The sequence below is a fragment of the Nostoc sp. TCL240-02 genome (assembly GCF_013343235.1).
Lineage (GTDB): Bacteria > Cyanobacteriota > Cyanobacteriia > Cyanobacteriales > Nostocaceae > Nostoc.
The window spans coordinates 2,943,079-2,968,934 of record NZ_CP040094.1 but is presented as its reverse complement, the minus strand read 5'-3'; the positions used below and the strand labels follow the sequence as shown (position 1 = coordinate 2,968,934).

The 25,856-nt window shown below is 41.3% G+C and carries 20 protein-coding genes, 1 tRNA gene, 4 pseudogenes and 2 riboswitches; of the genes and pseudogenes, 17 read left to right on the top strand and 8 right to left on the bottom strand.

Annotation, left to right across the window (positions count from 1 at the left end):
* Positions 1-53 precede the first annotated feature (53 nt).
* From FBB35_RS12640 to FBB35_RS12615, 6 genes are all read left to right on the top strand, one after another.
* On the top strand, positions 54-1,463 hold the full coding sequence (locus FBB35_RS12640; RefSeq protein WP_174709914.1) for a serine hydrolase: 1,410 nt from the start codon (positions 54-56) through the stop codon (positions 1,461-1,463).
* Between the two features lie 241 nt (positions 1,464-1,704).
* A riboswitch (cobalamin riboswitch) is annotated at positions 1,705-1,855 on the top strand.
* A gap of 404 nt (positions 1,856-2,259) precedes the next feature.
* Positions 2,260-4,305, top strand: coding sequence for a TonB-dependent receptor (locus tag FBB35_RS12635; RefSeq protein WP_174713625.1), 2,046 nt, complete (start codon positions 2,260-2,262; stop codon positions 4,303-4,305).
* A gap of 35 nt (positions 4,306-4,340) precedes the next feature.
* A complete protein-coding gene (locus tag FBB35_RS12630) occupies positions 4,341-5,213 on the top strand; it encodes a ferredoxin (protein ID WP_174709913.1) in 873 nt (290 codons plus the stop codon).
* Positions 5,214-5,367: 154 nt separating this feature from the next.
* Complete coding sequence (locus tag FBB35_RS12625) at positions 5,368-6,585, top strand: ABC transporter substrate-binding protein (protein WP_174709912.1); 1,218 nt, start codon at positions 5,368-5,370, stop codon at positions 6,583-6,585.
* A 2-nt stretch (positions 6,586-6,587) separates the two neighbouring features.
* Positions 6,588-7,670, top strand: coding sequence for an iron ABC transporter permease (locus tag FBB35_RS12620; protein WP_174709911.1), 1,083 nt, complete (start codon positions 6,588-6,590; stop codon positions 7,668-7,670).
* Positions 7,671-7,760: 90 nt separating this feature from the next.
* Positions 7,761-8,774 carry an ABC transporter ATP-binding protein gene (locus FBB35_RS12615; protein ID WP_174709910.1) on the top strand — a complete coding sequence of 338 codons (1,014 nt, stop codon included), beginning with the start codon at positions 7,761-7,763 and terminating at the stop codon, positions 8,772-8,774.
* A gap of 40 nt (positions 8,775-8,814) precedes the next feature.
* Here the strand turns inward: FBB35_RS12615 and FBB35_RS12610 are convergent, their stop codons facing one another.
* From FBB35_RS12610 to FBB35_RS35465, 5 genes and pseudogenes are all read right to left on the bottom strand, one after another.
* Positions 8,815-9,648, bottom strand: coding sequence for an energy-coupling factor ABC transporter ATP-binding protein (locus FBB35_RS12610; RefSeq protein WP_174709909.1), 834 nt, complete (start codon positions 9,646-9,648; stop codon positions 8,815-8,817).
* Positions 9,623-10,435, bottom strand: a complete 813-nt coding sequence (gene cbiQ / locus FBB35_RS12605) for a cobalt ECF transporter T component CbiQ (RefSeq protein ID WP_174709908.1) — start codon at positions 10,433-10,435, stop codon at positions 9,623-9,625. The genes FBB35_RS12610 and cbiQ overlap by 26 nt, the downstream gene beginning before the upstream one ends.
* Complete coding sequence (locus FBB35_RS12600; protein WP_174709907.1) at positions 10,432-10,734, bottom strand: energy-coupling factor ABC transporter substrate-binding protein; 303 nt, start codon at positions 10,732-10,734, stop codon at positions 10,432-10,434. The genes cbiQ and FBB35_RS12600 overlap by 4 nt, the downstream gene beginning before the upstream one ends.
* On the bottom strand, positions 10,721-11,500 hold the full coding sequence (locus FBB35_RS12595; RefSeq protein ID WP_174709906.1) for an energy-coupling factor ABC transporter permease: 780 nt from the start codon (positions 11,498-11,500) through the stop codon (positions 10,721-10,723). The genes FBB35_RS12600 and FBB35_RS12595 overlap by 14 nt, the downstream gene beginning before the upstream one ends.
* 25 nt (positions 11,501-11,525) lie before the next feature.
* A riboswitch (cobalamin riboswitch) is annotated at positions 11,526-11,666 on the bottom strand.
* Positions 11,667-11,720: 54 nt separating this feature from the next.
* Positions 11,721-11,920, bottom strand: a pseudogene (locus tag FBB35_RS35465) (hypothetical protein); the annotation flags it as partial.
* Positions 11,921-12,362: 442 nt separating this feature from the next.
* Between FBB35_RS35465 and FBB35_RS12585 the strand changes: the two are divergent.
* The 5 genes from FBB35_RS12585 to FBB35_RS12565 all read left to right on the top strand — a co-directional run bounded on the left by FBB35_RS12585 (position 12,363) and on the right by FBB35_RS12565 (position 15,685).
* Positions 12,363-12,436 (top strand) — tRNA-Val (locus tag FBB35_RS12585).
* A gap of 274 nt (positions 12,437-12,710) precedes the next feature.
* Positions 12,711-13,910, top strand: a complete 1,200-nt coding sequence (locus FBB35_RS12580) for an acyl-CoA dehydrogenase family protein (RefSeq protein ID WP_174709905.1) — start codon at positions 12,711-12,713, stop codon at positions 13,908-13,910.
* A gap of 83 nt (positions 13,911-13,993) precedes the next feature.
* Positions 13,994-14,155, top strand: a complete 162-nt coding sequence (locus FBB35_RS12575) for a hypothetical protein (protein ID WP_174709904.1) — start codon at positions 13,994-13,996, stop codon at positions 14,153-14,155.
* 42 nt (positions 14,156-14,197) lie between these two features.
* The gene (locus FBB35_RS12570; RefSeq protein ID WP_174709903.1) at positions 14,198-14,410 is read left to right on the top strand and encodes a hypothetical protein; all 213 of its coding nucleotides are present in this window, start codon (positions 14,198-14,200) and stop codon (positions 14,408-14,410) included.
* A gap of 69 nt (positions 14,411-14,479) precedes the next feature.
* Positions 14,480-15,685 (top strand): glutathione S-transferase family protein, encoded by a 1,206-nt coding sequence (locus tag FBB35_RS12565; RefSeq protein ID WP_174709902.1) that lies wholly within the window; start codon positions 14,480-14,482, stop codon positions 15,683-15,685.
* Positions 15,686-15,904: 219 nt separating this feature from the next.
* Here FBB35_RS12565 and FBB35_RS12560 read toward each other — a convergent pair.
* The 3 genes and pseudogenes from FBB35_RS12560 to FBB35_RS12555 form a co-directional block, all read right to left on the bottom strand.
* Positions 15,905-16,060, bottom strand: a pseudogene (locus tag FBB35_RS12560) (chaperone modulator CbpM); the annotation flags it as partial.
* A gap of 61 nt (positions 16,061-16,121) precedes the next feature.
* Positions 16,122-16,280: pseudogene (locus tag FBB35_RS35760) on the bottom strand (YetF domain-containing protein); the annotation flags it as partial.
* A gap of 282 nt (positions 16,281-16,562) precedes the next feature.
* Positions 16,563-17,447, bottom strand: coding sequence for a LysR family transcriptional regulator (locus FBB35_RS12555; RefSeq protein ID WP_174709901.1), 885 nt, complete (start codon positions 17,445-17,447; stop codon positions 16,563-16,565).
* A 105-nt stretch (positions 17,448-17,552) separates the two neighbouring features.
* Between FBB35_RS12555 and ilvD the strand changes: the two are divergent.
* The 6 genes and pseudogenes from ilvD (at position 17,553) to nifN (ending at position 25,841) form a co-directional block, all read left to right on the top strand.
* Positions 17,553-19,243: pseudogene (ilvD, locus tag FBB35_RS12550) on the top strand (dihydroxy-acid dehydratase).
* 266 nt (positions 19,244-19,509) lie between these two features.
* Positions 19,510-19,779 carry a tetratricopeptide repeat protein gene (locus FBB35_RS12545; RefSeq protein ID WP_174709900.1) on the top strand — a complete coding sequence of 90 codons (270 nt, stop codon included), beginning with the start codon at positions 19,510-19,512 and terminating at the stop codon, positions 19,777-19,779.
* Positions 19,780-20,089: 310 nt separating this feature from the next.
* Positions 20,090-21,223, top strand: coding sequence for a substrate-binding domain-containing protein (locus FBB35_RS12540; RefSeq protein WP_174709899.1), 1,134 nt, complete (start codon positions 20,090-20,092; stop codon positions 21,221-21,223).
* 534 nt (positions 21,224-21,757) lie between these two features.
* The gene (gene nifH, locus FBB35_RS12535) at positions 21,758-22,714 is read left to right on the top strand and encodes a nitrogenase iron protein (RefSeq protein ID WP_174709898.1); all 957 of its coding nucleotides are present in this window, start codon (positions 21,758-21,760) and stop codon (positions 22,712-22,714) included.
* 383 nt (positions 22,715-23,097) lie between these two features.
* Positions 23,098-24,531 carry a nitrogenase iron-molybdenum cofactor biosynthesis protein NifE gene (gene nifE, locus FBB35_RS12530; protein ID WP_174709897.1) on the top strand — a complete coding sequence of 478 codons (1,434 nt, stop codon included), beginning with the start codon at positions 23,098-23,100 and terminating at the stop codon, positions 24,529-24,531.
* Positions 24,531-25,841 carry a nitrogenase iron-molybdenum cofactor biosynthesis protein NifN gene (gene nifN, locus FBB35_RS12525; protein ID WP_174709896.1) on the top strand — a complete coding sequence of 437 codons (1,311 nt, stop codon included), beginning with the start codon at positions 24,531-24,533 and terminating at the stop codon, positions 25,839-25,841. Before nifE ends, nifN begins: the two co-directional genes overlap by 1 nt.
* Positions 25,842-25,856 lie beyond the last annotated feature (15 nt).

The window sequence follows — 25,856 nt, the reverse complement described above, 5'->3', positions numbered from 1 at the left end:
TTACTTCCCGAAAATCTCTGTAAGTAAATTCAATATTCTCCTCACCATACTGTATGAAATTACGCTGGTTATTGTTGAGCTTAATAAGTATTTTGCTCCTATCCTCTCCCGCAAGAGCAACTCAATTAGAATCCTGGCACTTTGACCCCATTCACAATCAGCTTGACCTAACCACTGACTCAGGTATTCAACCGAGAGTTTTTTTAATTAATAATCCTAAAAGACTGGTTATTGACTTATCGGGAACTACTTTTAGCTACCCTACAATCAAACAAAACTTTGGCTCAAAGATTCAAGAAATTCGGGTAGCACAGCTTGACCCCCAGACAACCCGACTCGTAATTGAATTAGCACCCGGTTATACTGTCTCTCCCCAAAGTGTAATAGTCAGAAGAGATTCTAACTTTCATTGGGTCGTAAAACTATCATCAATTGAAAAAATGCCCGCGACGGGAATTGTGGAATGGGGAATAGGGGCTGAAGAAGAATCCTCCCAAACACCAATTTCCATTACCCCTAATCTCCAGCAAAAACGCAAAGTTCTCTTATTCCAAAATAAAGCGCCTTTACAAAATATTGCAACTATCAATAAATTGAGTCCACCAGATATACTCACTAAACCAATCAATGCTTCTATGTTTGCTGGGGTAGTTCCTTTAGGTGAGGAAATACTACAACTAAAATCTCAAATTAATGCATTGATGACTCGCTACAGTTTCCTCAAGCCAGGGATGTTTTTTGTAGATTTAGAGACGGGTAACTATTTGGATATTAGTGGCGACAAAGTATTTCCCGCCGCGAGTACGATTAAGTTTCCAATTCTGATTGCTTTATTTGAGAGAATAGATGCGGGTAATATCAAACTAAATGACACCCTGGTAATGCGGCGAGACTTGGTTGCAAGTGGCTCTGGAGACTTGCAGTATCAACGTGTGGGAACCAAGTTGACTGTGCTGCAAACCATAAACAAAATGATTAGCATCAGCGATAATACCGCCACAAACATGATTATTGACCGTTTGGGTGGTAAGGCAAAATTAAATCAGCGGTTTCACAGTTGGGGATTGAAAAATACTGTAATTCGTAATTTACTGGGAGATTTTAAAGGGACTAATACGACCAGTCCCGCCGACTTAGTAAAATTGTCAGCATTGATTCAGTATCATAAGTTAATTTCAGATGCTAGTCGCTCCCAGGCAATAGACATTTTAAATCATTGCCATAACAAAAAGTTGCTAGCAGCCGGTTTGGGTTCGGGAGCAATAATTGCTCATAAAACAGGTGATATTGGGTTTGTTATTGGCGATGCAGGTATTGTTGAGATGCCTAATGGCAAGCGTTACTTAGCAGGGATTTTTGTGAGAAGACCTTACAATGATACTAGAGGTAGGGATTTTGTTCGTCAAGTTTCTCAGTTGGTATATACATACTTAGACCAACCAAAATTAACTCAGTTACCTTAAGGAATGTAGATTAAAGGAAATGCAAAACTTCTGTTTTATAACCTCCACAAAAGTACGCTAGGAATGTAATACACCTGACGAAATTAAATCTACAATGTCCGCAAAGTCCCCTTTACTAACAGTTAGGGGATTTACTTTATGCGTGTTATCTGTAGCATAAGTATAATTCCATATCTAGTAAGTAATATAGAGAATCAAAATTGTTATCGACTGAATTTACATATACACAATAACTATGGTAATGTGACATATAACTGTCGGTTCTGATGGTGAGCAGCCATCAGGCGCAAGGGGGAAAGTTCGGTGTAAATCCGGCGCTGTCCCGCAGCTGTAATGAGACGAATAGAACGTGTCTCTTAGTCAGAATGCCCGCCGACTCACTCTAGACACAAAACATTTATCTGCGAGGCACAGATGATACATTTGATTAATAAATTTCATGGGTATAGATACTGTTTTAATCCAGTACCCTCTGCAAGTTTTACTAATTCGCTTCGCTGTTAGTAACGAAACTCAATTTTGGGTTGTTCTATAGTAATTTGGGTATCCATAAGGAATACCACAAGGTATTTTTTGCTATCCAAATAATATCCACCATGATTTAGGTATAGCAATGCTTTGCAGCAAGCTAGTTGAAGCCTAAATCTTAAAAACTCATAGCACAAATAAATACTTGCATTTACTGAAAACGAGGAATTTCATGTCCACTTCCCGTATAGTTACTTATTGTGAATTTTTCTCAAAAATCTTCGTTTTTACCGCAATCTATGCGATGGTATATGGGGGATACATAGCGATGCTTACGGCGGGCTACGCCTACGCTAATCAAGTTCCACAAATATCTGAGTTTCCCAAGTATGAAGGTACTGCAAGAGACTTAGAACCAGTAGCACAAACAACGCCTGAAAATACCCCAGCTTCCACAGAAGAAAAAGAACCAGATATTGAACTAACAGTCATCGACAAGCTATTGAATGAACCTGTTTACTCACCCTTTCGTCGCGAGGGGACAGTGAAAGATTCCACCCGTCCGGTTTATGTGATTACGGGTGAAGAAATGGAAGCGCAGGGTGCTAGAACTGTCAGAGAAGCACTAAAATTTCTGACAGGTATCTTACCTGATGGTACAGTTGGCACAGAAGTGAATGCCTTAAGCGGTCAATTTATCCGAGGTTCTAACTCTGCACAAGTCTTGATTTTACTTGATGGTAGACCAATTAACGATTTGGGTTCTGGTGGTTTTGACCTTTCAGAATTTACTACCAATATCGTTGAAAGAGTCGAAGTATTACCAGGTGGTGGTTCTACCCTTTATGGTTCCGATGCAATTGGGGGAGTGATTAACATTATCACTCGTCGTCCCACAGAAAAAGTGACGACACAAGCGGGAGTTACCCTTGGCGCGTATGGACAAAATCAACAGACTATCAGTAATAGTGGGAAAGTCGGCAATATTGGTTGGGTTGTAGCTTACAACCGTACCGAAGCCGAAAATAACTATCCTTTTTCTATCCCAGAAGCGAATTTCAAGGGAACTAGGGAAAATAATGATGTTCTCTACAATAACTTTAATGTCAAGCTGGAGGCAGATTTAGGAAAACGCAACACCCTAACCCTTTCAACCCTATATTTAGGCAGAGACCAAGGAGTACCAGGAGGAGTCCCCATTCCTGAACCATTATATGGTCAAGGCTATTTTAACTCATTGACTGATAGCGATCGCAAATACACAGACCAAGTTCTCACCGATTTAACCTGGAACTCAAAATTAGGAGGTGGAGATGATTCACTGCTAACAGCCAGAGTTTACGCAGATTTCCTCAACACTCGTTTTGATAGTCGCAATTCATCCCAAGCACGATATGATAACGGGCAGACTTCTTATGGATTGCAAACACAACACAGTTGGAAATTTGCTCATAATCAAACCTTAGTTTATGGCTTTGATTATCGCAATGTATCAGCTACTAATAGTACATTCGACTTTTCTGCTAATACAAAAACAGTCACTTACGACGATAGTATTAGTCAAGGGGCGCTATTTGCTAGATATGAAATTAACTTTACTCCTAATTTCACTGCAAACTTAGGTTTACGCCAGGATTTTAGCAGCTTGACAAATGGCTCTTTTACATCACCAAGTGTAGGAGCAAAATTTGCACTTACGGACTCTACCACCCTCAGAGCTAACTATATCAAGAATTTCCGTGCGCCGAATCTTTTCAGCTTATATGCGAATGGTGGTAGTTACGTTGGTAATCCTAACCTCCGTCCAGAGAAAGGTGATAGTTATGATATCGGAATCGACCAGAAGTTAGGCAATTTTGGTTTATTGCACTTGACCTATTTCAACAACACAATATCAGATTTAATCGCCTATAACTTTGCTGTTCCGATAGCTACTTACGAAAATATTGGTCAGGTTCGCACTACGGGAATCGAAGCGGTTTTAAATTTGCAGCTAGCGAAGAATATCTACGCCTTTATTAGTTATACAGCAAATGATCCCCGGATTTTGAAAAGTACAAATTCTGTTGAAGTTGATAAAGAATTACGATTCGCAGGTGCAGATAGTTTAAATGCAGGACTTTCTTATGAAACTTCTCAAGGTTTATATGCTGGAATACTGATGCATTCTTTGGGTGCATATCCCACAAACAATACTAATACAGAATCTTTGTCTGGTTATACTACTTTTGATCTCAAAATGCGGGTTTCTCTCAGTGATAACTTAATATTAACAGGCAGCCTGGATAATATCTTTAATCAGAGATACCAATTATTTCCTGGTTATCCTGATGGGGGGAGGGTTTTTCAAGTTGGGTTGAGTTCTACGTTTTGAAGTCAAGAGTTTTTTCACGCAGAGAGGAGTTTTGAATGACTGAATTTAATTGTTGGGTAACTCCAGTAAATAAGATTGTGATTGAGGCTTTATCTACTGAGGGGTCTATTGAATATGAATATTTTGATTGTAGTACCGATGTTTTGTCGTCGCTACTTTACACTTTATTTCAGCAAAATTGGCAGCAGGTAGGAGTAGGACATATTGTTCAAGGAGGTGTATTAGAATTAGAATTTAATGCTCCACCTAAAATTTGTATCCTCTATGATGGATATCTCACAGTAGTTACAGAAGGCTGGCATTTGCATTTATGTATTGAAGCTAATTTAGGTGGCCCTCATTGTAAGACTCCTTTAGAATTAAGACAACAACGTCAAGTAAATCGTGCTGCATTTTATCGACGGTTTAATGCAGAAGGTATCCCTAGAAGTTGGGGAATCGATTTATGGAATGGTGCAAATGAAAATCTCATGACTATTTTTTTGCCAAATCCGTATGTAGAAGGTGAGAATTTATTACCAGAAGGTAAGCCGAATTTATCAAAGTTAGCTTTTTATGAGGAACTACGAAATATTTATGTATTGGGAAACCAGCCTATACCGTTTGCTAAAAATCCTCTAAAACATTATTATATCTCAGTTTGCACTTCTACTCGCTGTCTTCCTTCACGCAAATGGCAATCCACATTTGATGCTTTAAAATCCGCAGTTGAAAATGCAGGTTTAGACATAGAAGTAAGAACATCTGGCTGTTTGGAAGTTTGCCAACAAGGGCCAGTAGTATTTTATTCTAATGATAGAACTTGGTACACTCGCGTTCAACCAAATATAGCTGAAATTATTGTCAATGAACATTTGGTAAAAGGTCACAAAGTTATTGAACATTGCTATCCACAAAATTCTGTATAACTTCTATTTTTAAAAATCTCACGCGAGGACATAAAACAGATTTTATCTAGTTCATATTTTTTCTATTTTCTCTAACTTTCTGCGGCTTTGCGCCACCCTGCGGGAAGTTGCAAAGCGTCTACTGCGTGAGAAAAATTCTATTTCCTCAAACCCCATGAAATTGGTAAAACATCATCGCTTAAAACCCATTATTTTTTTATGCCAATTATTCTTAATTGCCACTTTAATTATTGCTTGCCATACTATAGCAATTAATACCTCTACAAATACCAATAATAACGGCTGTATTCAAAAATATGACTCCAATACTGATTACTTTCCTAATAAAATTCAGATTACTCATGCAACAGGCTTTGCAGTAGAGTATCATAAACACTACAAAACCGTCACTATAAAAAATCCTTGGCAGAATGCCAACACAGGTTTTCAATATGTTTTAGTCCAATGTGGAACTCCTACGCCAAAAGGATTTAATCAAGCACAGGTAATTACAGTTCCCATTAATTCCATAGTTTCTCTATCTACTACTCATTTACCCCACCTAGCCAAATTAGGTGTAGTTGATAAACTGATTGGTATTAGTAATAGCAAACAAGTCAATACTCCTAATGTAGTCGAGAGAATTAAAGCCGGAAAGGTAACACAAGTAGGTGATAATTCAAATGTGGATATAGAGAAAGTACTAGAATTAAATCCAGACTTGGTGACAACTTTTGGTACTGGAAATTCCCAAACTGATAGTTATGCCAAACTCACGGAGGCGGGTTTGAAAGTGGGGATAAATTCTGAATATATGGAAGATACGCCATTGGGAAGAAGCGAATGGTTAAAATTTACGGCTCTGTTTTTTAATAAAGACGAGCAAGCAGAAAAAATATTTAGTGAAATTGCCAATAAATATGAGCAAATAGCTCAAAAAGCTAAATCTGTAAAAAATCGTCCAACTGTATTCGTAGGATTCAACTTTAAAGGTACTTGGTATATGCCTGGAGGCAAAAGTTACGTAGCCAAATATCTAGCTGATGCAGGAGCAAACTATCTCTGGAGTGATGATAAATCCTCTGGTAGTTTACCTTTATCTTTTGAAGTTGTTTTGGAACGTGCAGCCAATGCTGACTACTGGTTGAATTTTAGCCAATCTTGGAAAAACTTAAAGGATTTAGTCGCAGAAGATAATCGCTATGATGATTTTAAGGCTATGAAAATAGGCAATCTTTACAATAATAATGCCCGTGTTAATGAAAGTGGAGGTAATGATTACTGGGAAAGCGGAATTAGTAACCCAGATATGGTTTTATCTGACTTGATTAAAATACTGCATCCAGAGATATTACCTAACCATATACTATTATATTACCACAAACTTAATTAATAATGTTCAGCGAAAAATATAAATTTAAAATTCCCCTAATAACCCAAAAGGCTCCGGTTTTTAAAACCATTATTTTCTTAATTATCCTTATAAGTTTAGTATTGGCTTTTTTATTAGATTTGGCTTTAGGCTCAGTTGATATTCCTCTTAATGAAGTAATAAAAGTTTTGCTCGGACAAGAACCAGAAAAAGTGACATGGACTCATATTATTCTCAAATTTCGCCTACCTAAAGCTTTAACTGCAACTTTAGCAGGTGCAGCTTTAGGTGTAAGTGGGTTACAAATGCAAACCCTATTTAAAAATCCTTTAGCGGGGCCTTTTGTATTGGGAATTAGTTCTGGTGCAAGTTTAGGTGTAGCGTTAGTTGTGCTGACAGCAAGTGCTACGACACCAACATTATTAGCAGATTTGGGGATAATTAGTGATTTTGGTTTAGTCATAGCCGCAAGTCTCGGTGCAGCATCAGTTTTAGGGATGATGTTAGTTGTTTCTCGCCGAGTACAAGACACAATGACGCTACTAATTTTAGGTTTATTGTTTGGTTATGCTACTAGTGCAATAGTAAGTATTTTGTTGCAGTTTAGCTCAAAAGAACGGATTCAAAATTATATTATGTGGACGTTTGGTAGTTTTGCTGGAGTGACTTGGAAACAATTAGTTGTTTTAATTCCTGTGATACTTTTGAGTTTATTCTTAGCAGTGCTACAATCAAAATCTTTGAATGCACTTTTACTTGGTGAATCTTATGCACGTAGTTTAGGTTTAACTGTGCAAAAAACTAGATTTTCAATTATTTCTAGTGCATCTATATTAGCTGGAGCAATTACCGCTTTTTGTGGCCCTATAGCATTTTTAGGTGTGGCAATTCCCCATCTGTGTCGTAGTCTGTTCAATACTTCCGACCATCGGATATTAATCCCTAGTGTAACAATGATAGGTGCAATCTTAGCATTGTTTGCAGATTTGTTTTCTCAACTAGCGGTAAGTCAGATGGTTTTACCTTTAAATGCTGTCACCGCTTTGATTGGAACTCCTGTTGTCACTTGGGTAATTCTGCGGCGTAATTCCCAAAAGTCTTTTTAAGATTTTTGAAACGCAGAGGTACGCCAAGGTAAGCGCAGAGGTACGCAAAGTGTTTTTAAGGTTAATTCGCTATGAATTATTATTTTGATAATGAGTAACTCGATTTTAACAACTCACAATTTGACTATTGGTTACAAGACATCCCGAAAAACTGTTCGGTGTGTTGCGTCTGATATTTCGGTATCTCTGCAAGCTGGGGAACTTGTATGCTTACTTGGCCCCAATGGTGCAGGTAAATCTACATTACTGCGATCGCTCGCCGGAATGCAACCCCTAATTGATGGTGAAGTGCGACTCTTGGGGGAAAATATCTACAAGTTAGCACCACAAGAATTAGCCAAACGTCTGAGTTTGGTACTGACTGAGAAAGTTGATGTGGGAATGCTATCAGCCTACACCTTGGTAGCTCTAGGGCGATATCCTTACACTGATTGGTGGGGAAATTTGACACCCGAAGATGAAGCAATAGTCAATTGGGCAATAAAATCTGTAGGAGCAGTACACTTAGCACAACGCCAAGTTAGCGAATTAAGTGACGGTGAACGGCAAAAAATTATGATTGCGCGTGCTTTGGCTCAGTCGCCTATTGTGATGTTACTTGATGAGCCAACAGCATTTTTAGATTTACCACGCCGAGTGGAAATTATGCAGTTGTTGCGCCAGTTAGCACGAGAAACCAATCAGGCGATTCTCCTTTCTACTCACGATTTAGATTTAGCTTTGCGTCTGGCTGATAAAGTTTGGCTATTATCAACTAATGATATTTTACACGTTGGCGCACCGGAAGATTTGGTGTTGAGTGGTGCATTTGCTGATACTTTTGAAAGTGAAGGTGTAGAGTTCGATGTTGCTTCTGGGGAATTTCATCTTCATACATCCCCCAAGGGAGAAATTAATTTGATAGGTGAGGGTATCGCATCTGTGTGGACTATTCGTGCTTTAAAACGTGGAGGGTTCAAAGTTAATCAAATTCAAAATATCTTACCAATCTCAGTAGACGTGATATCAAACTCTAAACAAGTTTTGTGGAAAATCACAAAAAACAATACTGTGTATACTTATCATTCATTGTATGAAATGATTAAATCTTTGAATTCTTTATAAAAGCATTTTCCTTAATTTTTTGAATTATGTAACTGTATAATCAGGAAAAATTACAAAATCGTTCTAATATCCGTTGTCGCACTCTTTCTATAACTATTCCCTCTTCAGCAGATAGCCCATCAAATAACATCTCATATATCAATGGTACGCCCAACTCTAACTCTGATAAAAGTGTACGCTGGCTAAATACATCTTGTGGTTTACCTTCTAGCATCAGCCGCCCTTTATCCATGACAAAAACCCAATCTGCCCACCGATAAACTAAATCCAAATCATGGGTTGCCATTAATAAGGTAGTTCCATCTCGATGAATTTTTTTCATGGTTGCTATCAAGTTACGAGTATGTTTTATATCTAGATATGCAGTTGGCTCATCCAACACCAACAGTTCTGGTTGCAACACCATCACATCTGCTATGGAAACTCGCTTTTTTTGTCCTAAACTTAGATGATGCACTGGTCTTTCTGCTAAAGTAGTCAGTTCAAATTCAACTAATGCTTGCTCTACTCGGTCTTTAATTTCTGGTTCTGGTAAACCTAAATTACACAAACCATAAGATATATCTTCTTCAACAGTAGAAGCTACTAATTGTTGTTCTGGGTCTTGAAATACTAGTCCAACTTTCTGCCTTAAATTACCCAGATAATTACGATTGTAAGTTAACGCTTCACCACGCCAACGGACAACGCCAGAATCAGGTTTATATAAACCGTTAGCTAATAAGAATAGTGTCGTTTTACCACAACCATTCTGACCAATTAATGCACACCTTTTGCCAGATGGAATTTTCAGGGTTAGACCATTCAAAGCTGATTGTTGTGCACCGGGATAGGTGTAATATACCTGCTCAAATTCGAGTAAATATTCCTGCATTTCGCCAAAAGTCTAATACTGTTAATCCTACACAGCCGCAAATTGCTTCGATGATATATCGTGTTTGGGGACGATAGCGACGAGGATGCCAAACTCGAAATTCACTTACAAAACCCCGTGATTGTAGTCCAAGAGAGAACTGACTATATTTTTGTAAGGTTCGCTGTAATAGTTGTCCGATTAGTAGTGCTAAACTTTTCATCCCACTACGCCAAGTACGGTAGCCACCACGGGAATTTTGCGCTGTCCACAATTCATCGGCTGTGTTCAGCAGGATGAAAATAAACCGATACATTAATAATAATAAATCGGTTAAAAGCACTGGAAATCCTAAGTAAAGCAGAGTTTGTAAAATTTCCGTGAAAGGAACAGTTAGCATGAGAAAATATAAGCAAGAAACAGAGGCTAATGCTCTCGTTAAAATTCCCAATGCTTGGATAGTTCCACTATGGCTGATATAAATATAGAAGTGTCCGAGAGGTAGTCCATACCATGAGTCTAATTTGACACTTTGTAAATCAGTAATTGCAACTCCATTCACCATTAATGCTGGTAAACTCGTCAAACAAAATACTATGGTGAACATTAACAAGCGAAAATAAACACCAGCCGGAATTCTTGCATAAATAACTGTCCAAATACCCATCCAAAGCGCTATTAAAATTTGCACTAGCGGATGGGCAGCAAGGGAAATAGCAAGAGTAGTAAATGCAAAAATTAGTTTATGTTCTGGTGGCAATCTTCGCAGTCGATTAGTATAAGCTAAAGTGTCTATTTGCAGGCTCATTCTTCACGTTTCTGTTGTTGGGAACGTCCTTTATACAACCCAATTGCATAACCAACTACTCCAGCACCCAAAGCTGCTTGGGAAGCAAATAATAAGCTTTCTATTTCCCCACTAGCTGGTTCAAAAAATGATTTAAACCAGGGTTTATATCCAGGTTGTATTTCAGTAATTGCTTTTTCTGCTTTTTCATCGGAACCGGCAAATTCGCCACCACGCACAAATATTAACGGTGCAACTGCTAAAGCTAATACAGCTACTACCAACAGCCAGTTACTCAACCCTTTTTTAGATTGACTCATTTCCTTGGGGTTCCCGTTTGATTAATTTCAGCAATTCTAATTCTTGAGGATTATAAGATTGCAGCCAGTTCCACACCAATACAGTTAGCAATCCTTCACTAATTGCTAAAGGGACTTGAGTTATAGCAAAAATTCCAGCGAACTTGGTAAATGAAGCAATAAACCCACCAACAGGTGCAGGAAAAGCTAGGGCGAGTTGGATAGAAGTGATAATGTAGGTGAGTAAATCTGCGATCGCAGCTGCTAGAAATATGGCAATTTTTTGTTTACCACCCAACTTTATTGTCAGATTATATATCCAGTAAGCTGCAAATGGGCCAGCGATCGCCATCGAAAAAGCATTTGCCCCCAGCGTCGTCAAGCCACCATGCGCCAGTAACAAAGCTTGAAACAACAATACTAAGCTACCCAAAACCGTCATAGTAAGAGGTCCAAACAGCACCGCACCTAACCCCGTCCCTGTTGGGTGAGAACAGCTACCTGTGACAGAAGGGATTTTCAAGGCTGAAAGCACGAAAGTGAAAGCACCAGCCAATCCTAGTAGCAGTTTTAGTTCTGGGTTAGCTTGGGTAATGCGAGTAAGACTACGCAATCCTAGTAGAAAAAACGGTAAGGCGACAATCCACCAAAAAATTGCCCACTGCACTGGTAAAAAACCTTCCATAATGTGCATAGCGTAGGCGGGTTTGGGTAAACCAACTACTAAGTAAAAACTGATAACTCCCATCAGGGTTAGACTTACTAACGCCTGTTTTTTTCTTTTCATAATCTGTACCTCGCAGATTTATCGAAACATATTGGTTCTCATCGGCGGGCATCCTGACTCACCCAATTTTGGTTCACAGTTGCGGGACAGCGCCGGATTTACACCGGACTTTCCCCCTTGCGTCCGATGGCTGCTCCCCATCAGAACCGATTGGAGTAACTATATCATCATTAACAATTTTGAGCAGCGATTTGTTACCAGATATTCAGAAAGCGGTAGTTCATTGAGATAGTTTAGCTCTAAACAACCGCATTCCATTCGCCGTTACTAGCAGGAACTTCCGGTATCAGCTAAAACAGCAACTGCTAAACCCACAAACCCGAATGTCGCCAAAAGTAAAAACAGTGCTTTTGTCACCAACGAAAAGACAATATTTTGCTGAATCATCGCTATAGTGAGGCGACTCAAATCAACAGCATAGTCCTCAACTCAACCCGGTTCTGACTTTTCACATTATAAAGTCCACCAAAAACATAACCCCCTTACCGACGCGGGAAGGGGGGTAAATTCAAAGTCTCTCTCCTTTTAGAAGAGAGAAATAGAAGTGAGGTTTTCTAGATGCCGTGGAAAGTCAGAACCCGATTGAGCGATTATGGCAGTTTATCAAGCGTCAGTTCAAGGGCGAGAATTTTTTAAATTTACAGGAACTAGGCCAACGGGTTCAAAATGAGTTAGCTCAAATGTCTTGCGAGTTAATCTCCTCTTTGACAAGTCATGATTTCATCCTTGAAGCTTTATTCTATGCATCTTCATAGGGAATTGGTATTACGGACTCAAAACCTAAAACCCCTTTAAAAAAGCTTGGATCTTTATCTTGTGCGATCGTAAAAGTATATGCTACTATCAATATTCGTGTGGTTAAGGACGTATAGCTCAGTTGGTTAGAGCGCTACGTTGACATCGTAGAGGTCACTGGTTCGAATCCAGTTACGTCCATTTTTGTAGATTCAGCAATTCGTGAATGTACAATAAAGCCAAATTAGTTCATGGTGTATTGCCATCTCAGCAGGTAGAAATATTTTAGCTAGCCTGCATCAACTTCTACCACAGATACGTAGGCGTTCGGGTAGCGTCTCGTAGAGAAGCCCGTCGCAGACATCGCTTCCAATTCTTGGTAACTAGAGAGAGGGTTAAAATAGTCCTATATTAAGTTTGCAGGAACATCAATTTTTTGTGGGATGAGATTAAAGTGAGCTTTAAAGGAGTATTTATGTCACAGTTGGAGCAAGCACTGCCAGACACCTTTGTAACCAAAAGCTTAGAAACTCTCCCCAATATTTTCGCTCAGGTTGAGGCTCTAGCTAAAGACTTTGCCACCCGTGCAGGCGCACACGATAAAGAGGGTTCCTTTCCTTTCGAGAATTTTACAGCTTTGCATGAGGCAAAATTACTCAGCCTCACCATTCCCCATGAATTGGGTGGTGAGGGTTTAGGGCTATCAACTATCTGCCGAGTTATTGAAGGGATAGCACGTGGCGATGCTTCAACTGCGCTAGTACTGACGATGCACTATCTCCAACATGCCAATGCAGCCCGTAGCCGTCGCTGGCATCCAGAAGTATATAAAAGGTTGTGTCGTGAATCCATTCAAGGCATTGCCCTGATCAATGCCGCCCGTGTTGAACCAGAGTTAGGAACCCCAGCTAGAGGCGGATTACCTGCCACAATTGCCGAACGGACAACAGAGGGTTGGCGTTTAACAGGCCACAAGCAATACACTACGGGTAGTCCCATCCTCAGCTACTTTGTGGTTTGGGCGCGGACAACTGAAGATGAACCACAAGTTGGCAATTTTTTGGTTCCACGCGATTTGCCCGGTTTGCAAATTGTCGAAACCTGGGATCACTTGGGAATGAGAGCTACAGGCAGCCACGATCTGATTTTGGAAAATGTATTAATTCCCTTAGAGTACGCCCTGAATATCAGTCCCATATCTGCTGCACCATCACTCGATCCACTGATTTCCACTTGGGGCAGTTTGACAGTAAGTGCTTTATATCTCGGTGTGGCTACCAGTGCGCGAGACTGGCTGGTTAAATATCTTTGGGAGCGATCGCCTTCTAATCTCAAAGAACCGCTAGCAACTCTGCCACGCTTCCAAACTGCCGTGGGTGAAATAGAAGCACTGCTATTTGCTAACAATAGATTAATTTATAGTTTGGCTCAAGATATTGATCGGGGCGAGTACGATCATCACGTAGGATTACAGGCACAAGCTGTTAAATACCTTACTACAACTAACTCGATTCGTGCTGTGGAGATTGCCTTGGAACTAACTGGTAATCCTGGTATGTTAAAAAGAAATCCTTTAGAGCGACACTACCGTGATGTTCTTTGCAGCCGTATCCATACACCACAAAACGACGTTATTTGTCAGTCATTAGGGAAGTCGGCACTGAAAGTCAAGTAATTGAGGAGTGGGGCAGCAATTCTCATAATGAGAATTGCTGTAGAGTTTGAAGTATACCAGATCATACTCTCCAGAAAAGCTCTATGATTGCTCTACCTGGTATTGCCATCCAAGACAAAATCTACAAAAGTTCTAATTCTTTAGTATATTGGGGCATCAGAAACGATGGAGTAGCGATCGCCATAAAATTACCCGCGTTGCAGGCATCGCGTACAAGTGACCGGGTATCGCAATTGCACGTTTAATATGTATTTTCTAGTACATTACTAGCCAGTTGTAGAGAAGCGATGACCGAGCGCTGTGGGTTGGATGCTGAGTTCTTCTACAGCGTTGGGTCAACAACTGGCGATTTGTCTTTTCTGTTGATATCTCATTTAAACGGCAATTCAGAGAAAAGTTATGCCAAATTGCCAGAACTTTTGAACGTGGCATCGTCACTTCAACTTTTTTTTCAAGGAGAAGTGGAAAGAATTGATGGGCGAACCTATCGGTTAAATTAAGTCTTGGTGTAATTGAAAATATTGTAGAGTATAGAATTACCCTAAGTATTGTCCTACGCAACTCACCCTATGACCACCGCACCCTTAAGCTGGGAAGAACTAGAAGCCCTAACGGACTATCAAATAGATACCGTTAATGGTCTCACCAATGCTAAAGCCCGGTTGCGCTTGTTTGGGAAGCCAGAATCTGATGTGCGAGTAACGCTGTACCGCGATAACCATGCCTGGTGTCCTTACTGTCAAAAAGTTTGGTTATGGTTAGAAGAAAAACAGATCCCCTACCGCATCGAAAAAGTGACAATGTTCTGCTACGGGGAGAAAGAAAGTTGGTACAAACGTAAGGTACCGTCAGGAATGCTCCCTGCGATCAAGCTAGATGGACGGATTATTAAGGAAAGCGATGACATTTTGATCGCTTTGGAAAAAGTTTTTGCTCCATTAAGCCAAGGGATGGAAGACCGCACGGTGCTGACTCTACGTCAATTAGAACGACTTTTATTTAGAGCCTGGTGCGTTTGGCTGTGTTCTAAAGCCGGTTCCTCTCAACAAGAACAACGCAACCGAGAGCAATTTATCGCAGTGGTGGCTATGGTCGAGGAGGCTCTGGGTCGCACCCCAAGCCCTTACTTTCTAGATAGCTTCGGCATTGTCGATGTCATTTTTACGCCATATCTCGAACGGATGAATGCGAGCCTTTACTACTACAAGGGCTACTCCCTGCGATCGCAAAACCCCCGCTTGAGCGCATGGTTTGCGGCAATGGAAAGCCGACCGACCTACTGTGGTACCCAGAGCGACTTTCACACCCATGCACATGATTTGCCACCCCAGATGGGGGGCTGTTGGGAAAACGGCGAAACCCAGATGCTTCTCAATAAAGCGCGAGTGGATAATGGCCCCTGGTTTGGGCTACCAGATGTTGCTTATCCAGAACCCGAAAACTCCCGCATGGAAGCTCTTAAGCGAACCATCGAGCATCGCATCAATATTATCCGAGTCAACCCCTTAGATGATAAATTGTTTGATCAAGCGCTACGTTGTGCTTTAACACACATGATGACAGGTGAAGACTGTGTACCTCCATCGGGAGCTGATGTTGCTCTTCGATATTTGCGCGATCGCATTAATGTACCACGAGATATGTCCATCTATGCAGCCAAGCGATTGAGGGAATCCCTGGAAAAAACCGCAGCTCTTGCGGGTGATGGGCAGCCAGACCCGATTCCCACCAAGCATCGACGAGATCAAGACCCGTCTAACTTTGTCATCAAATAGGATTTAGACACCCATCCTGGCAGATCGCGCTCCTCTCTCTCAAAAAGGAGTCAATGGTGAGTCAATACTTTTCGGTTAAGGGGGAAAGGGTTTGAATTTCCCTTTCCCCAGACCAAAAGAGAGATTATTGGGTTTATCCGAAAAGTATTAAATGGTGAGTAACTTGTTAAGGTTTTGATCGCGCCAACTTTTTCACATCTGAATATTGGGTGATGTTTTTCAAGAAGGCTGCAACGCTTTTAGCTGTGCCCGTAACTGGGCAATTTCTTGAGCCATATCCATGACCATTGCTGCGCCTACGAGATTTAGTCCCAAATCCTGACGCAAGCGTTGGATCTGAGCAATTCGTGCAATTTCCCGTGAGTGCAGCATTGAGCCTTAATCCTTTATCTGTAGTTTTCAAGCAGCAGGAATGACGCTGATTTGTCTACTGCGTTCAAGACGTGCAATTTTTACTTGGCTTTGATCGGATCAGTTGAGCGTTGCTGCGTAAAGATGCTGTCCAATGGGTTTGGCTAACATGGGCTTTTTTCAGGTTATTTGATTGAATTTCGCCATCTTGAATTAGGATTAGTGAGTTACCATCGATCGTTTGTCGGAATAGCTCGTCATTGTTATAGACAGATAATAATAGTGGTTTCTGGGTTAGTTAGATTACAACTTAATCGCTCAGTTCTAGTAAACTTTAATATTTGAATTTACTTGCTCCTAAAACTAATCTCTCTATCGTTATCTTTTTGTAAATTTTTGACTTCTACGCTAAAAATATGGCTCAAAAGCCTAGTTCTTGATATATTCAACAGTACATTCATATTTATCTATAATCGCTCAAACTAATTTACAGTAAGCATTACAAATTTACGGATAAGTCTATTAATTAACCACAGACACTTCTGACAATTTGTAGAAACTCGCGTAAAACAGGTGTTATATCCTCTTGTCGCCATACTACAGCCGTTTCTACTAATGGTGTTTTTTCTTCTAAAGTGCGATAAACTACACCAGCCCTTTGAAGATTTTGCAAAGAAGACGGTACGATCGCAATCCCCATTCCCGCAGACACTAGTCCGATGATTGTTTGCATTTGGATTGCTTCTTGAGTTACTTTTGGGCTGAAATTTCCTTGCTGGCAAAGACTCACGATTTGATCGTAAAGTCCGGGACCCAAATGGCGGGGGAACATAATAAAATTTTCGTCTTTTAGCTCGCGCACTGAAATATTTTCTTGTCTAGCTAAGAAATGAGTTTCTAGCAAAGCTACAATTAGTCCTTCTTGCTGAATGCATTCTTGATTGAGAGTGTTGTCTTCTAAAGGTGGATGGGCAAAACCTACATGGATGCGGCGATTGAATAACGCTTGTTCTTGCTGAGTTGTCGTTAATTCTTGCAATACTAACTCTACCTCTGAAAACTGTTCTCGAAACCGCCGCAAAATCACAGGAAGCAAATCGTAAGTTACCAAGCTGGTGAAACCTACTCGTAGTTGTCCTTTCTCACCCCTACCTGTCCGTTGAGTCAGATCAATTGCTTTTTCTAGTTGAGCGAACAATTGATAAGCTTCTTGCAAAAATACTTGTCCGGCTTCCGTTAGCTGCACCTGGCGTTTGGTTTTACGTTGAAAAAGTTCTATCCCAAGGGATGCTTCTAGCTGCTGAATTTGTTGGCTTAATGGAGGTTGAGCGATGTGAAGTCGCTCTGCGGCTCTACTAAAGTGTAGTTCCTCAGCTACAGCAATGAAGTAGCGCAGGTGTCGCAGTTCCATAGTTTTGATATTTTATAAGTCTCAATTATCCATAAATATATATTGGACATGTCAAAAATTGCTATCTATGATACTCATACATGCAAGTCAGAGGATGATGTAACTATGTCGGAGAATTTGAGAAGCCAAATCGTAACGCAAGGGGTACAGCGATCGCCAAATCGAGCTATGCTGCGTGCAGTTGGTTTTAAAGATGAAGATTTCAACAAAGCCATTGTCGGTATAGCCAACGGTTACAGCACCATCACCCCCTGTAATATGGGAATCAATCAACTAGCACAGAGGGCAGAAGTTGGGATAAAAACTGCCGGAGCAATGCCACAAATGTTTGGCACAATAACCATCAGCGATGGGATTTCAATGGGAACAGAAGGGATGAAATATTCCCTAGTGTCGCGGGAAGTCATCGCCGACTCCATTGAAACCGCCTGTACCGGACAAAGTATGGATGGTGTGCTAGCCATTGGTGGCTGTGATAAAAATATGCCAGGAGCAATGCTAGCGATCGCAAGGATGAATATCCCGGCAATATTCGTTTACGGTGGCACAATTAAACCCGGTCACTACAACGGACGCGATTTAACCGTTGTCAGTTCTTTTGAAGCAGTTGGTCAATACAGTGCTGGAAAAATTGACGAAAAAGAATTATTAGAAGTCGAAAGTCGCGCTTGTCCGGGTGCCGGTTCCTGCGGGGGAATGTTCACGGCAAACACCATGTCTTCAGCATTTGAAGCGATGGGAATGAGTTTACCTTATTCTTCGACAATGGCAGCCGAAGATACTGAGAAAGCTGACAGCACTGAAAAATCTGCGTTTGCGTTAGTCGAAGCCATCAAGAAACAAATCTTACCCCGGCAAATTATCACCCGCAAATCCATCGAGAATGCCATCTCTGTGATTATGGCGGTGGGTGGTTCGACCAATGCAGTGCTGCATTTTTTAGCGATCGCCCGTGCTGCTAATGTAGAGTTAACCCTGGATGATTTTGAAACAATCCGCGCCCGTGTCCCTGTTTTGTGCGATTTAAAACCAAGTGGTAAATATGTAGCTACAGATTTGCACAAAGCGGGTGGCATTCCCCAAGTCATGAAGATGCTACTTGTGCATGATTTATTACATGGTGATAGTCTGACCATTAGCGGACAAACCATTGCAGAGATATTAGCAGACATCCCAGAAGAACCATCCGCCAATCAAGATGTGATTCGGACTTGGAATAACCCCATGTATCCTCAAGGACACTTAGCCATTCTCAGAGGTAATCTGGCAACCGAAGGCGCTGTCGCCAAAATTACCGGGGTGAAGAAACCAGTAATTACCGCCCCGCACGGGTGTTTGAATCGGAAGAAGCTTCTTTAGATGCAATTTTGGCGGGTAAAATTCAAGCTGGTGATATTTTGGTTATCCGTTACGAAGGGCCTAAAGGTGGCCCTGGAATGCGGGAAATGTTGGCTCCTACTTCGGCAATTATCGGGGCTGGTTTGGGTGATGCGGTGGGATTAATTACCGATGGACGCTTTTCTGGTGGTACTTATGGCATGGTAGTTGGTCATGTTGCTCCAGAAGCAGCAGTGGGTGGTGCGATCGCGCTTGTCGAAGAAGGCGATAGTATTACTATTGATGCACCTGCTCGTTTATTGCAGTTGAATATATCTGAATCAGAATTGGCCCGTCGTCGTGCTAACTGGCAACCTCCCGCTCCCCGTTACACCAAAGGCGTGTTGGCGAAATATGCCAAACTGGTATCTTCTAGCAGTATCGGTGCAGTCACAGATTTAGATTTGTTCAATAACTAGTTATTAAGCCAATAGCCATTTAAGTTTCACTTTTAAAGTTTTGAGGAGTCAAAGAAGAGGAAAGGGGGCAGGGAGCAGGGGGGAGAACCCCATAAATAAATTTAGTTGCTCTGAAATAAGGACGCATTATTTCTCGTGGCACTTTCCGCGACGCTCGATAACTCGCTAACGCTGCGCTATCGAAATAAATATTCAGTGAGGCTGCTCGAATACTTCATGCTGGCTGGATTCAAGGGTTGTGTGTACCTTAATTCAATCCCATAAAGATGTCAAATGGGTTCTATAACAATCGTGGTATTTTGTATGCTGACCAACCTGATGGTGTACAAAGAGCGTTGGCAGACTTCAACCGAGCTATTGCACTTGACCCCGAATATGTCGAATCCTACTTCAATCGAGGTCTTCTAAAAGAGGCATATCTGAATGACAAAGCTAGTGCTATTGCTGATATCCGACAAGCAGCCAGGATACGTCGAAAACTTTCTACGGCTTGCATTACTTGCCTATCAAGCATCAAAGCTGAAACTAATCTCTAAAACTGTATTGAATACCATTTTTACCAATTTAGTTGGTAAAAATTTTCTGCTAGACAAATCCTCTGTTTATCGGAATTTGGGGCTTTTGAGCCAAAAGAGCAGGCAAAAAGTAACCATCCGCAAAAATAATTTGCGCTTGGCAAGCAAACTTGCAATTTATGTGATAGTCTTTTTATATAGGGAATCGAGACAGCGAAAGCACACTCATGTCGTCAGAGAGAAATGATATAAACTCAAAGACCACGCTTTCGCCTTTGCAAATGCAATGTTTAAATCCGCTACGGCTTTTTGAAACTAAGAGACAAAGCCAATGAAGCAGGATAGTGACCTCCGTAATAACTTGAAGTCGATTAGAACTCGCTTAGGTATGAGCCAACAAGATTTGGCTAACATCGCTAGTGTGACTCGTCAGACAATTAGTGGTGTAGAGTCGGGACTATATGCTCCCTCAGTAGCCATAACACTTCGCTTGGCCAAAGCGCTTGGCTGTCAAGTTGAGGATCTATTCTGGTTAGAGCGGGATTTACCTGAAATTGAGGCAGTTCTTGCTAAACCCGTTCCTAATGGTCAGCAACTACGAGTTAGCGTGGCTCGTGTAGGAGGACAATGGATAGCTTATCCCTTGATTGGTAAGGATGCTTTTCGTCAAGATATGATTCCGGCTGACGGTGAGGGTGAGACTTGCACAGGTACAAATAAAATTCGAGTCCGTCTTTTAGACGATAATCTCGACACACTTCACAACACCGTTGTGATTGCTGGTTGTGCCCCTGTGATTTCACTATGGGCAAGAGCCACCGAACGCTGGCATCCCCAACTGCGAGTTCAATATAACTTCGCCAATAGCATGGCTGCATTGCACAGTCTATGCAGAGGTGAGGCGCACATCGCTGGGATGCATTTGTACGATCCTGAAACTGGTGAGTATAATACTCCCTTTGTTCGAGATGTTCTGGCTGGGAGGGAAGCAGTTCTGATTACCCTTGGTGTGTGGGAGGAGGGACTTTTGTTAAAGTCAGGGAACCCAATGGGAATTAGAACAGTCAGTGATTTAGTTGCTGGGGGAGCGACTATTGTTAACCGCGAAATCGGTTCTGGCAGTCGAATGCTTTTGGAACAAACACTCCAAAAAGAGCAGATACCGTTCGATGCTGTTCAGGGCTTCGATAATATACTCAAAAGTCACCAAGATGTTGCCCAAGCTGTAGTCAGAGGAGTCGCCGATGCTGGTATGAGTACGGCATCTGTAGCTACCGCCTTTGGGCTGGGATTTATCCCTTTACATCAGTCACGATATGATTTGGTGATTCTTAAGGAATATTTAGAAGAAGCACCAGTACAGCAGTTGCTCAGTACTTTGGGACATCGGATGGTTCACTCCCAATTTGAAATTCTCGGCGGTTACGATATCAGCAAAATTGGGGAAGTTGTAGCGACTGTTTAGAGTGGATTGCAATGGTTGGTTGTGTGATTTAGGGAAACTTGGCGTAAATTTAAATCCTGCTGCAACCACTCTTTAGGTATGAGCAACCTTCTTTGTGATTACAACAACTGATAATGCTCAATTCGTAATTCGGATTTCAATTTGAGTTTCCGGCTTGGAATCTGTAGCTTTCTTTTTTCCAATTGGTATTATACCAATTCAATTCATGACTGCAACACATCTTTGGGTAAAGACGCGATGAATCGCGTCTTTACAAATGATCTGTTTGTCGCTTTCTTTTTTCCAATTGGTATTGCTACCGCTAGAGAAATCATTTAAGTGAGCGGATGGTAATACTTGCAATATTTCTTGAGTAATGACTAATGGTCAACGAAAACTGACCAAAACTTGAATATGTTCTTTCTTTTGACTCTTTTTGCTGTAGAACGAGCACCTCCAACAACGTTCTACATGAGGTCACAGCTGTAACTTAACAGCACAATCGTCTCATAAACCGACAGACTCACCAAACAAACAATTACAGGATCAATCATCATGTCCGACGGAAAAATTAGACAAATTGCTTTCTACGGTAAAGGTGGTATCGGTAAATCTACTACCTCCCAAAATACCCTCGCCTCTATGGCGGAAAAGGGTCAACGCATTTTGATTGTGGGTTGCGACCCCAAAGCTGACTCTACCCGATTGATTCTGCACTGCAAAGCCCAAACCACCGTGTTGCACTTAGCTGCTGAACGGGGTGCTGTGGAAGATATCGAACTGGAAGAAGTGGTAATCACTGGCTTCCGAGATATCAGATGCGTAGAATCAGGCGGGCCAGAACCTGGTGTAGGTTGCGCCGGTCGCGGTATCATCACCGCAATCAACTTCCTTGAAGAAAACGGCGCTTACTCAGACGTAGATTTCGTATCCTACGACGTACTGGGCGACGTTGTGTGTGGTGGTTTTGCTATGCCTATTCGTGAAGGTAAAGCTCAAGAAATTTACATTGTTACCTCTGGTGAAATGATGGCGATGTTTGCAGCTAACAACATTGCTCGTGGCGTTCTCAAATATGCTCATACTGGTGGTGTACGTTTGGGTGGGCTGATTTGTAACAGTCGTCAAACTGACCGAGAAGATGAACTGATTAGCACCCTGGCAGCCAGATTGAATACCCACATGATTCACTTCGTCCCGCGTGACAATATCGTGCAACACGCTGAATTACGCCGGATGACAGTGAACGAGTATGCGCCTGACAGTAAACAAGCTAATGAATACCGCACATTAGCGGACAAGATTATCAACAATACAAATCTTACTGTTCCCACACCCATCGAGATGGATGAGCTAGAAGATTTATTGATTGAATTCGGCATCCTTGAAAGTGAAGAAAATGCTGCAAAAATGATTAGCCAAGCAGATGCTGCGAAAAAGCTAGAAGACGCTCAAGGCGAAGCACTAGAAGCAGTGAAAAAAGGAAACGTAGAAATAGTTTCTGGTAGCTAGAAGAAGTAAGGTTCTTATTTAGACTCCGGTGCTAAATACAGAGTAAATATCAGGTGGGCAAAAATAGCCCACCCTTTCATGAATCTTTTAAAATGGAGGTAATCCAATAGCCGATCTTAACTTCTGTTTATTTCCAATTCACCGTGCTAACACTAATCTATTAAGGTCTAGACAGCAACATTAATACTTTAATAGTCTACTTCATGTTTTTGTTTTCTCCTTCTCTAACCTAGTTGGTGTTTATGTTTTAGGGAATGGGAAACTATTTTTCTCATTCCCTTTTATTCCATCCTTTAGATACACGGTTAATAAATGGAAATCATATCAAAGCCTTTTGAAATTCAGTTAACACCTAATAACTTCTACTTATTGTCACCAAACAAATGAATCCCACACCAGGAAAAACCAACGATTCACTCAGTGACTCCAATTCCGAAGATGCTCGTCAGCAGCAGAAACTGCATAAAAAAAAGTCCTCCACACAATTACCTCAACCTGGAACCACTCAAGGGAGTTGTGCTTTTGATAGTGCAATGATTACGCTAGTACCAATCACCGATGCTGCTCATGTAGTTCACGGGCCAAGTGGCTGTGCTGCTAGTATTTGGGGAAGTTATAGCAGTCTTTCTTCTGGTTCAATGCTGTACAAAATACGTTTTACCAGCGACATAGATGAGAACGATATCATCTTCGGTGGAGCTAAGAAGCTGTACAAAGGCATTTTAGAATTAACAAGACGCTACAAACCTGCGGCAGTATTTGTTTACTCCACTTGCATCACTGCCTTGATTGGGGATGACATCGAGGGAGTTTGCAAAAATGCCACCGAGAAAACAGGAATACCCACTATCCCTGTACATTGTCCTGGCTTTATTGGGAATCAAAATTTGGGCAACCGTGTTGCTGGTGAAGCGTTGCTAGAACACGTTATTGGAACAGCTGAACCAGAGAATAGTACACCTGATGACATCAACTTAATTGGTGAACATAATATCGCAGGTGCAATATGGAATGTTCTACCGTTATTGGATAAATTAGGTATTAGAGTTTTAGCAAAAATTACAGGCGATGCTGTCTACAAAGAAGTTTGCTATGCCCATAGCGCCAAGCTTAACGTGCTGCTCTCTTCCAAAGCACTAATTAACATCGCAAAAGGGATGGAAAAACAATATGACATTCCCTATATTGAAGAGTCTATTTATGGCATAGAGTCAATCAATCAATGTTTAAGGAATATTGCTGCAAAGTTAGGTAATTCTGATTTGCAGGAACGTACAGAAAAACTAATTGCAGAAGAAACTGCTGCAATAGATGAAAAACTCGCTCTGTATATTACCCGATTACAAGGTAAGCGCGTTATCCTTTCTATTGGAAGTTTCAAGAGTTGGTTGATTATCTTTGCTGCTAAGAAATTGGGGATGGAAGTTATTCCTATTCTTACTAAGAATAATACTGAGGAGGATACAATTAGAGTCAAAAGTTTGCTGGATCAAGATGGCATCATTCTAGAACAAAATAGTTCTCAAGAAATCCTACAGATAATTAACGAAAATCAAGCTGATATGTTAATTGCTGATAAACGCCATCAAGACACTTCTCTCACAGCTAGGATTCCCTTTCTAGACATTAATCAAGAACGCAACCATGCCTATGCAGGCTATATGGGAATCTTAGAGGTAGCACGAGAATTGTATGCCGCTTTTTACAATCCTGTGTGGGAACAAGTATACCAGCCAGCCCCGTGGGAGGGAGATGAGGGAGAAATTACTTCCTCATCCCCCTCATCTCCCTTATCTTCTCAAGAGGAGGAAATTTGATGGCGATTATTAGCGTTACGAGTACATCTGTTGCAGTTAATCCCCTGAAGCAAAGCCAAACTGTGGGTGCAGTTTTAGCCTTTTTGGGATTGAAGGGAATGATGCCTTTATTACACGGTTCTCAAGGTTGTACTGCTTTGACTAAGGCGGTATTAGTACAACATTTCCGTCAGGCGATTCCCCTTTCCAGTACGGCGATGACCGAAGTTGCAACCATTTTGGGTGGCGAGGAAAGAGTTGAACAAGCAATCTTGACTTTGGTGCAGAAATCCAAACCAGAAATTATCGGTCTTTGTAGCACTGGACTGGTGGAAACCAGAGGTGATGATATGGGACGCTTTGTCAAGGAGATTCGCCACCGTCACCCAGAACTGGATTATTTACCAATTGTGCTTGTCTCTACACCGGATTTCAAAGGTACATTACAAGATGGCTTTGCTGGTGCAGTTGAGAGTATAGTCAGGGAAATTCCTCAAAAAAGCTCCAACCAAGACGCTTGTCCCACACAAATCACTATTTTGGCGAGTTCTGCCTTCACACCAGGGGATGTCCAGGAAATCAAAGAGATTGTTACTTCCTTTGGACTCGTATCTATTGTTGTACCTGACCTTTCTGGCTCACTAGATGGTCATATAGAAGATTCTTCTAGTGCCATTACAGCTAATGGCACTACATTGGCACAATTACGCTCAATTGGCAGTTCTGTATTCACTTTGGCGCTGGGTGATAGTATGCGGGGTGGGGCACAAATTTTGGAGCAGAGATTCAACATACCTTATGAGGTATTTGGTGAATTGACGGGATTAGCAGCAGTAGATAAATTTCTGCAAGCATTGGCGGATATCAGTGGTGTCAGCGTACCGGAAAAATACCGCCGTCAACGCCGTCAATTACAACATGTGATGTTGGAGAATCACTTTTACTTTGGGTGCAAGCGAGTTTCTTTGGCGCTGGAACCAGATTTACTTTGGTCAACAGTTGCTTTTTTGCGATCGCTTGGAGTTCAAATTCACTCAGCAGTGACAACAACACGCTTTCCTCTGCTGGAAAAACTGCCGATTCCCACCGTCACTATCGGCGATTTGGAAGACTTTGAGCAATTGGCGGTTGGATCTGATTTACTAATTACCAACTCTCATGGAGTAGCGATCGCTCAACGCTTAAAAATTCCTCTCTATCGTCAAGGTATTCCCATTTTTGACCGCTTAGATCATGGTCAGTTTACCAAGGTTGGCTATCGAGGTACTATGCAACTTTTATTTGATATTGGCAATCTCTTTTTAGAGCAAGAGATAAAGGTTAAGCATTAAACAGATCAAAATTCC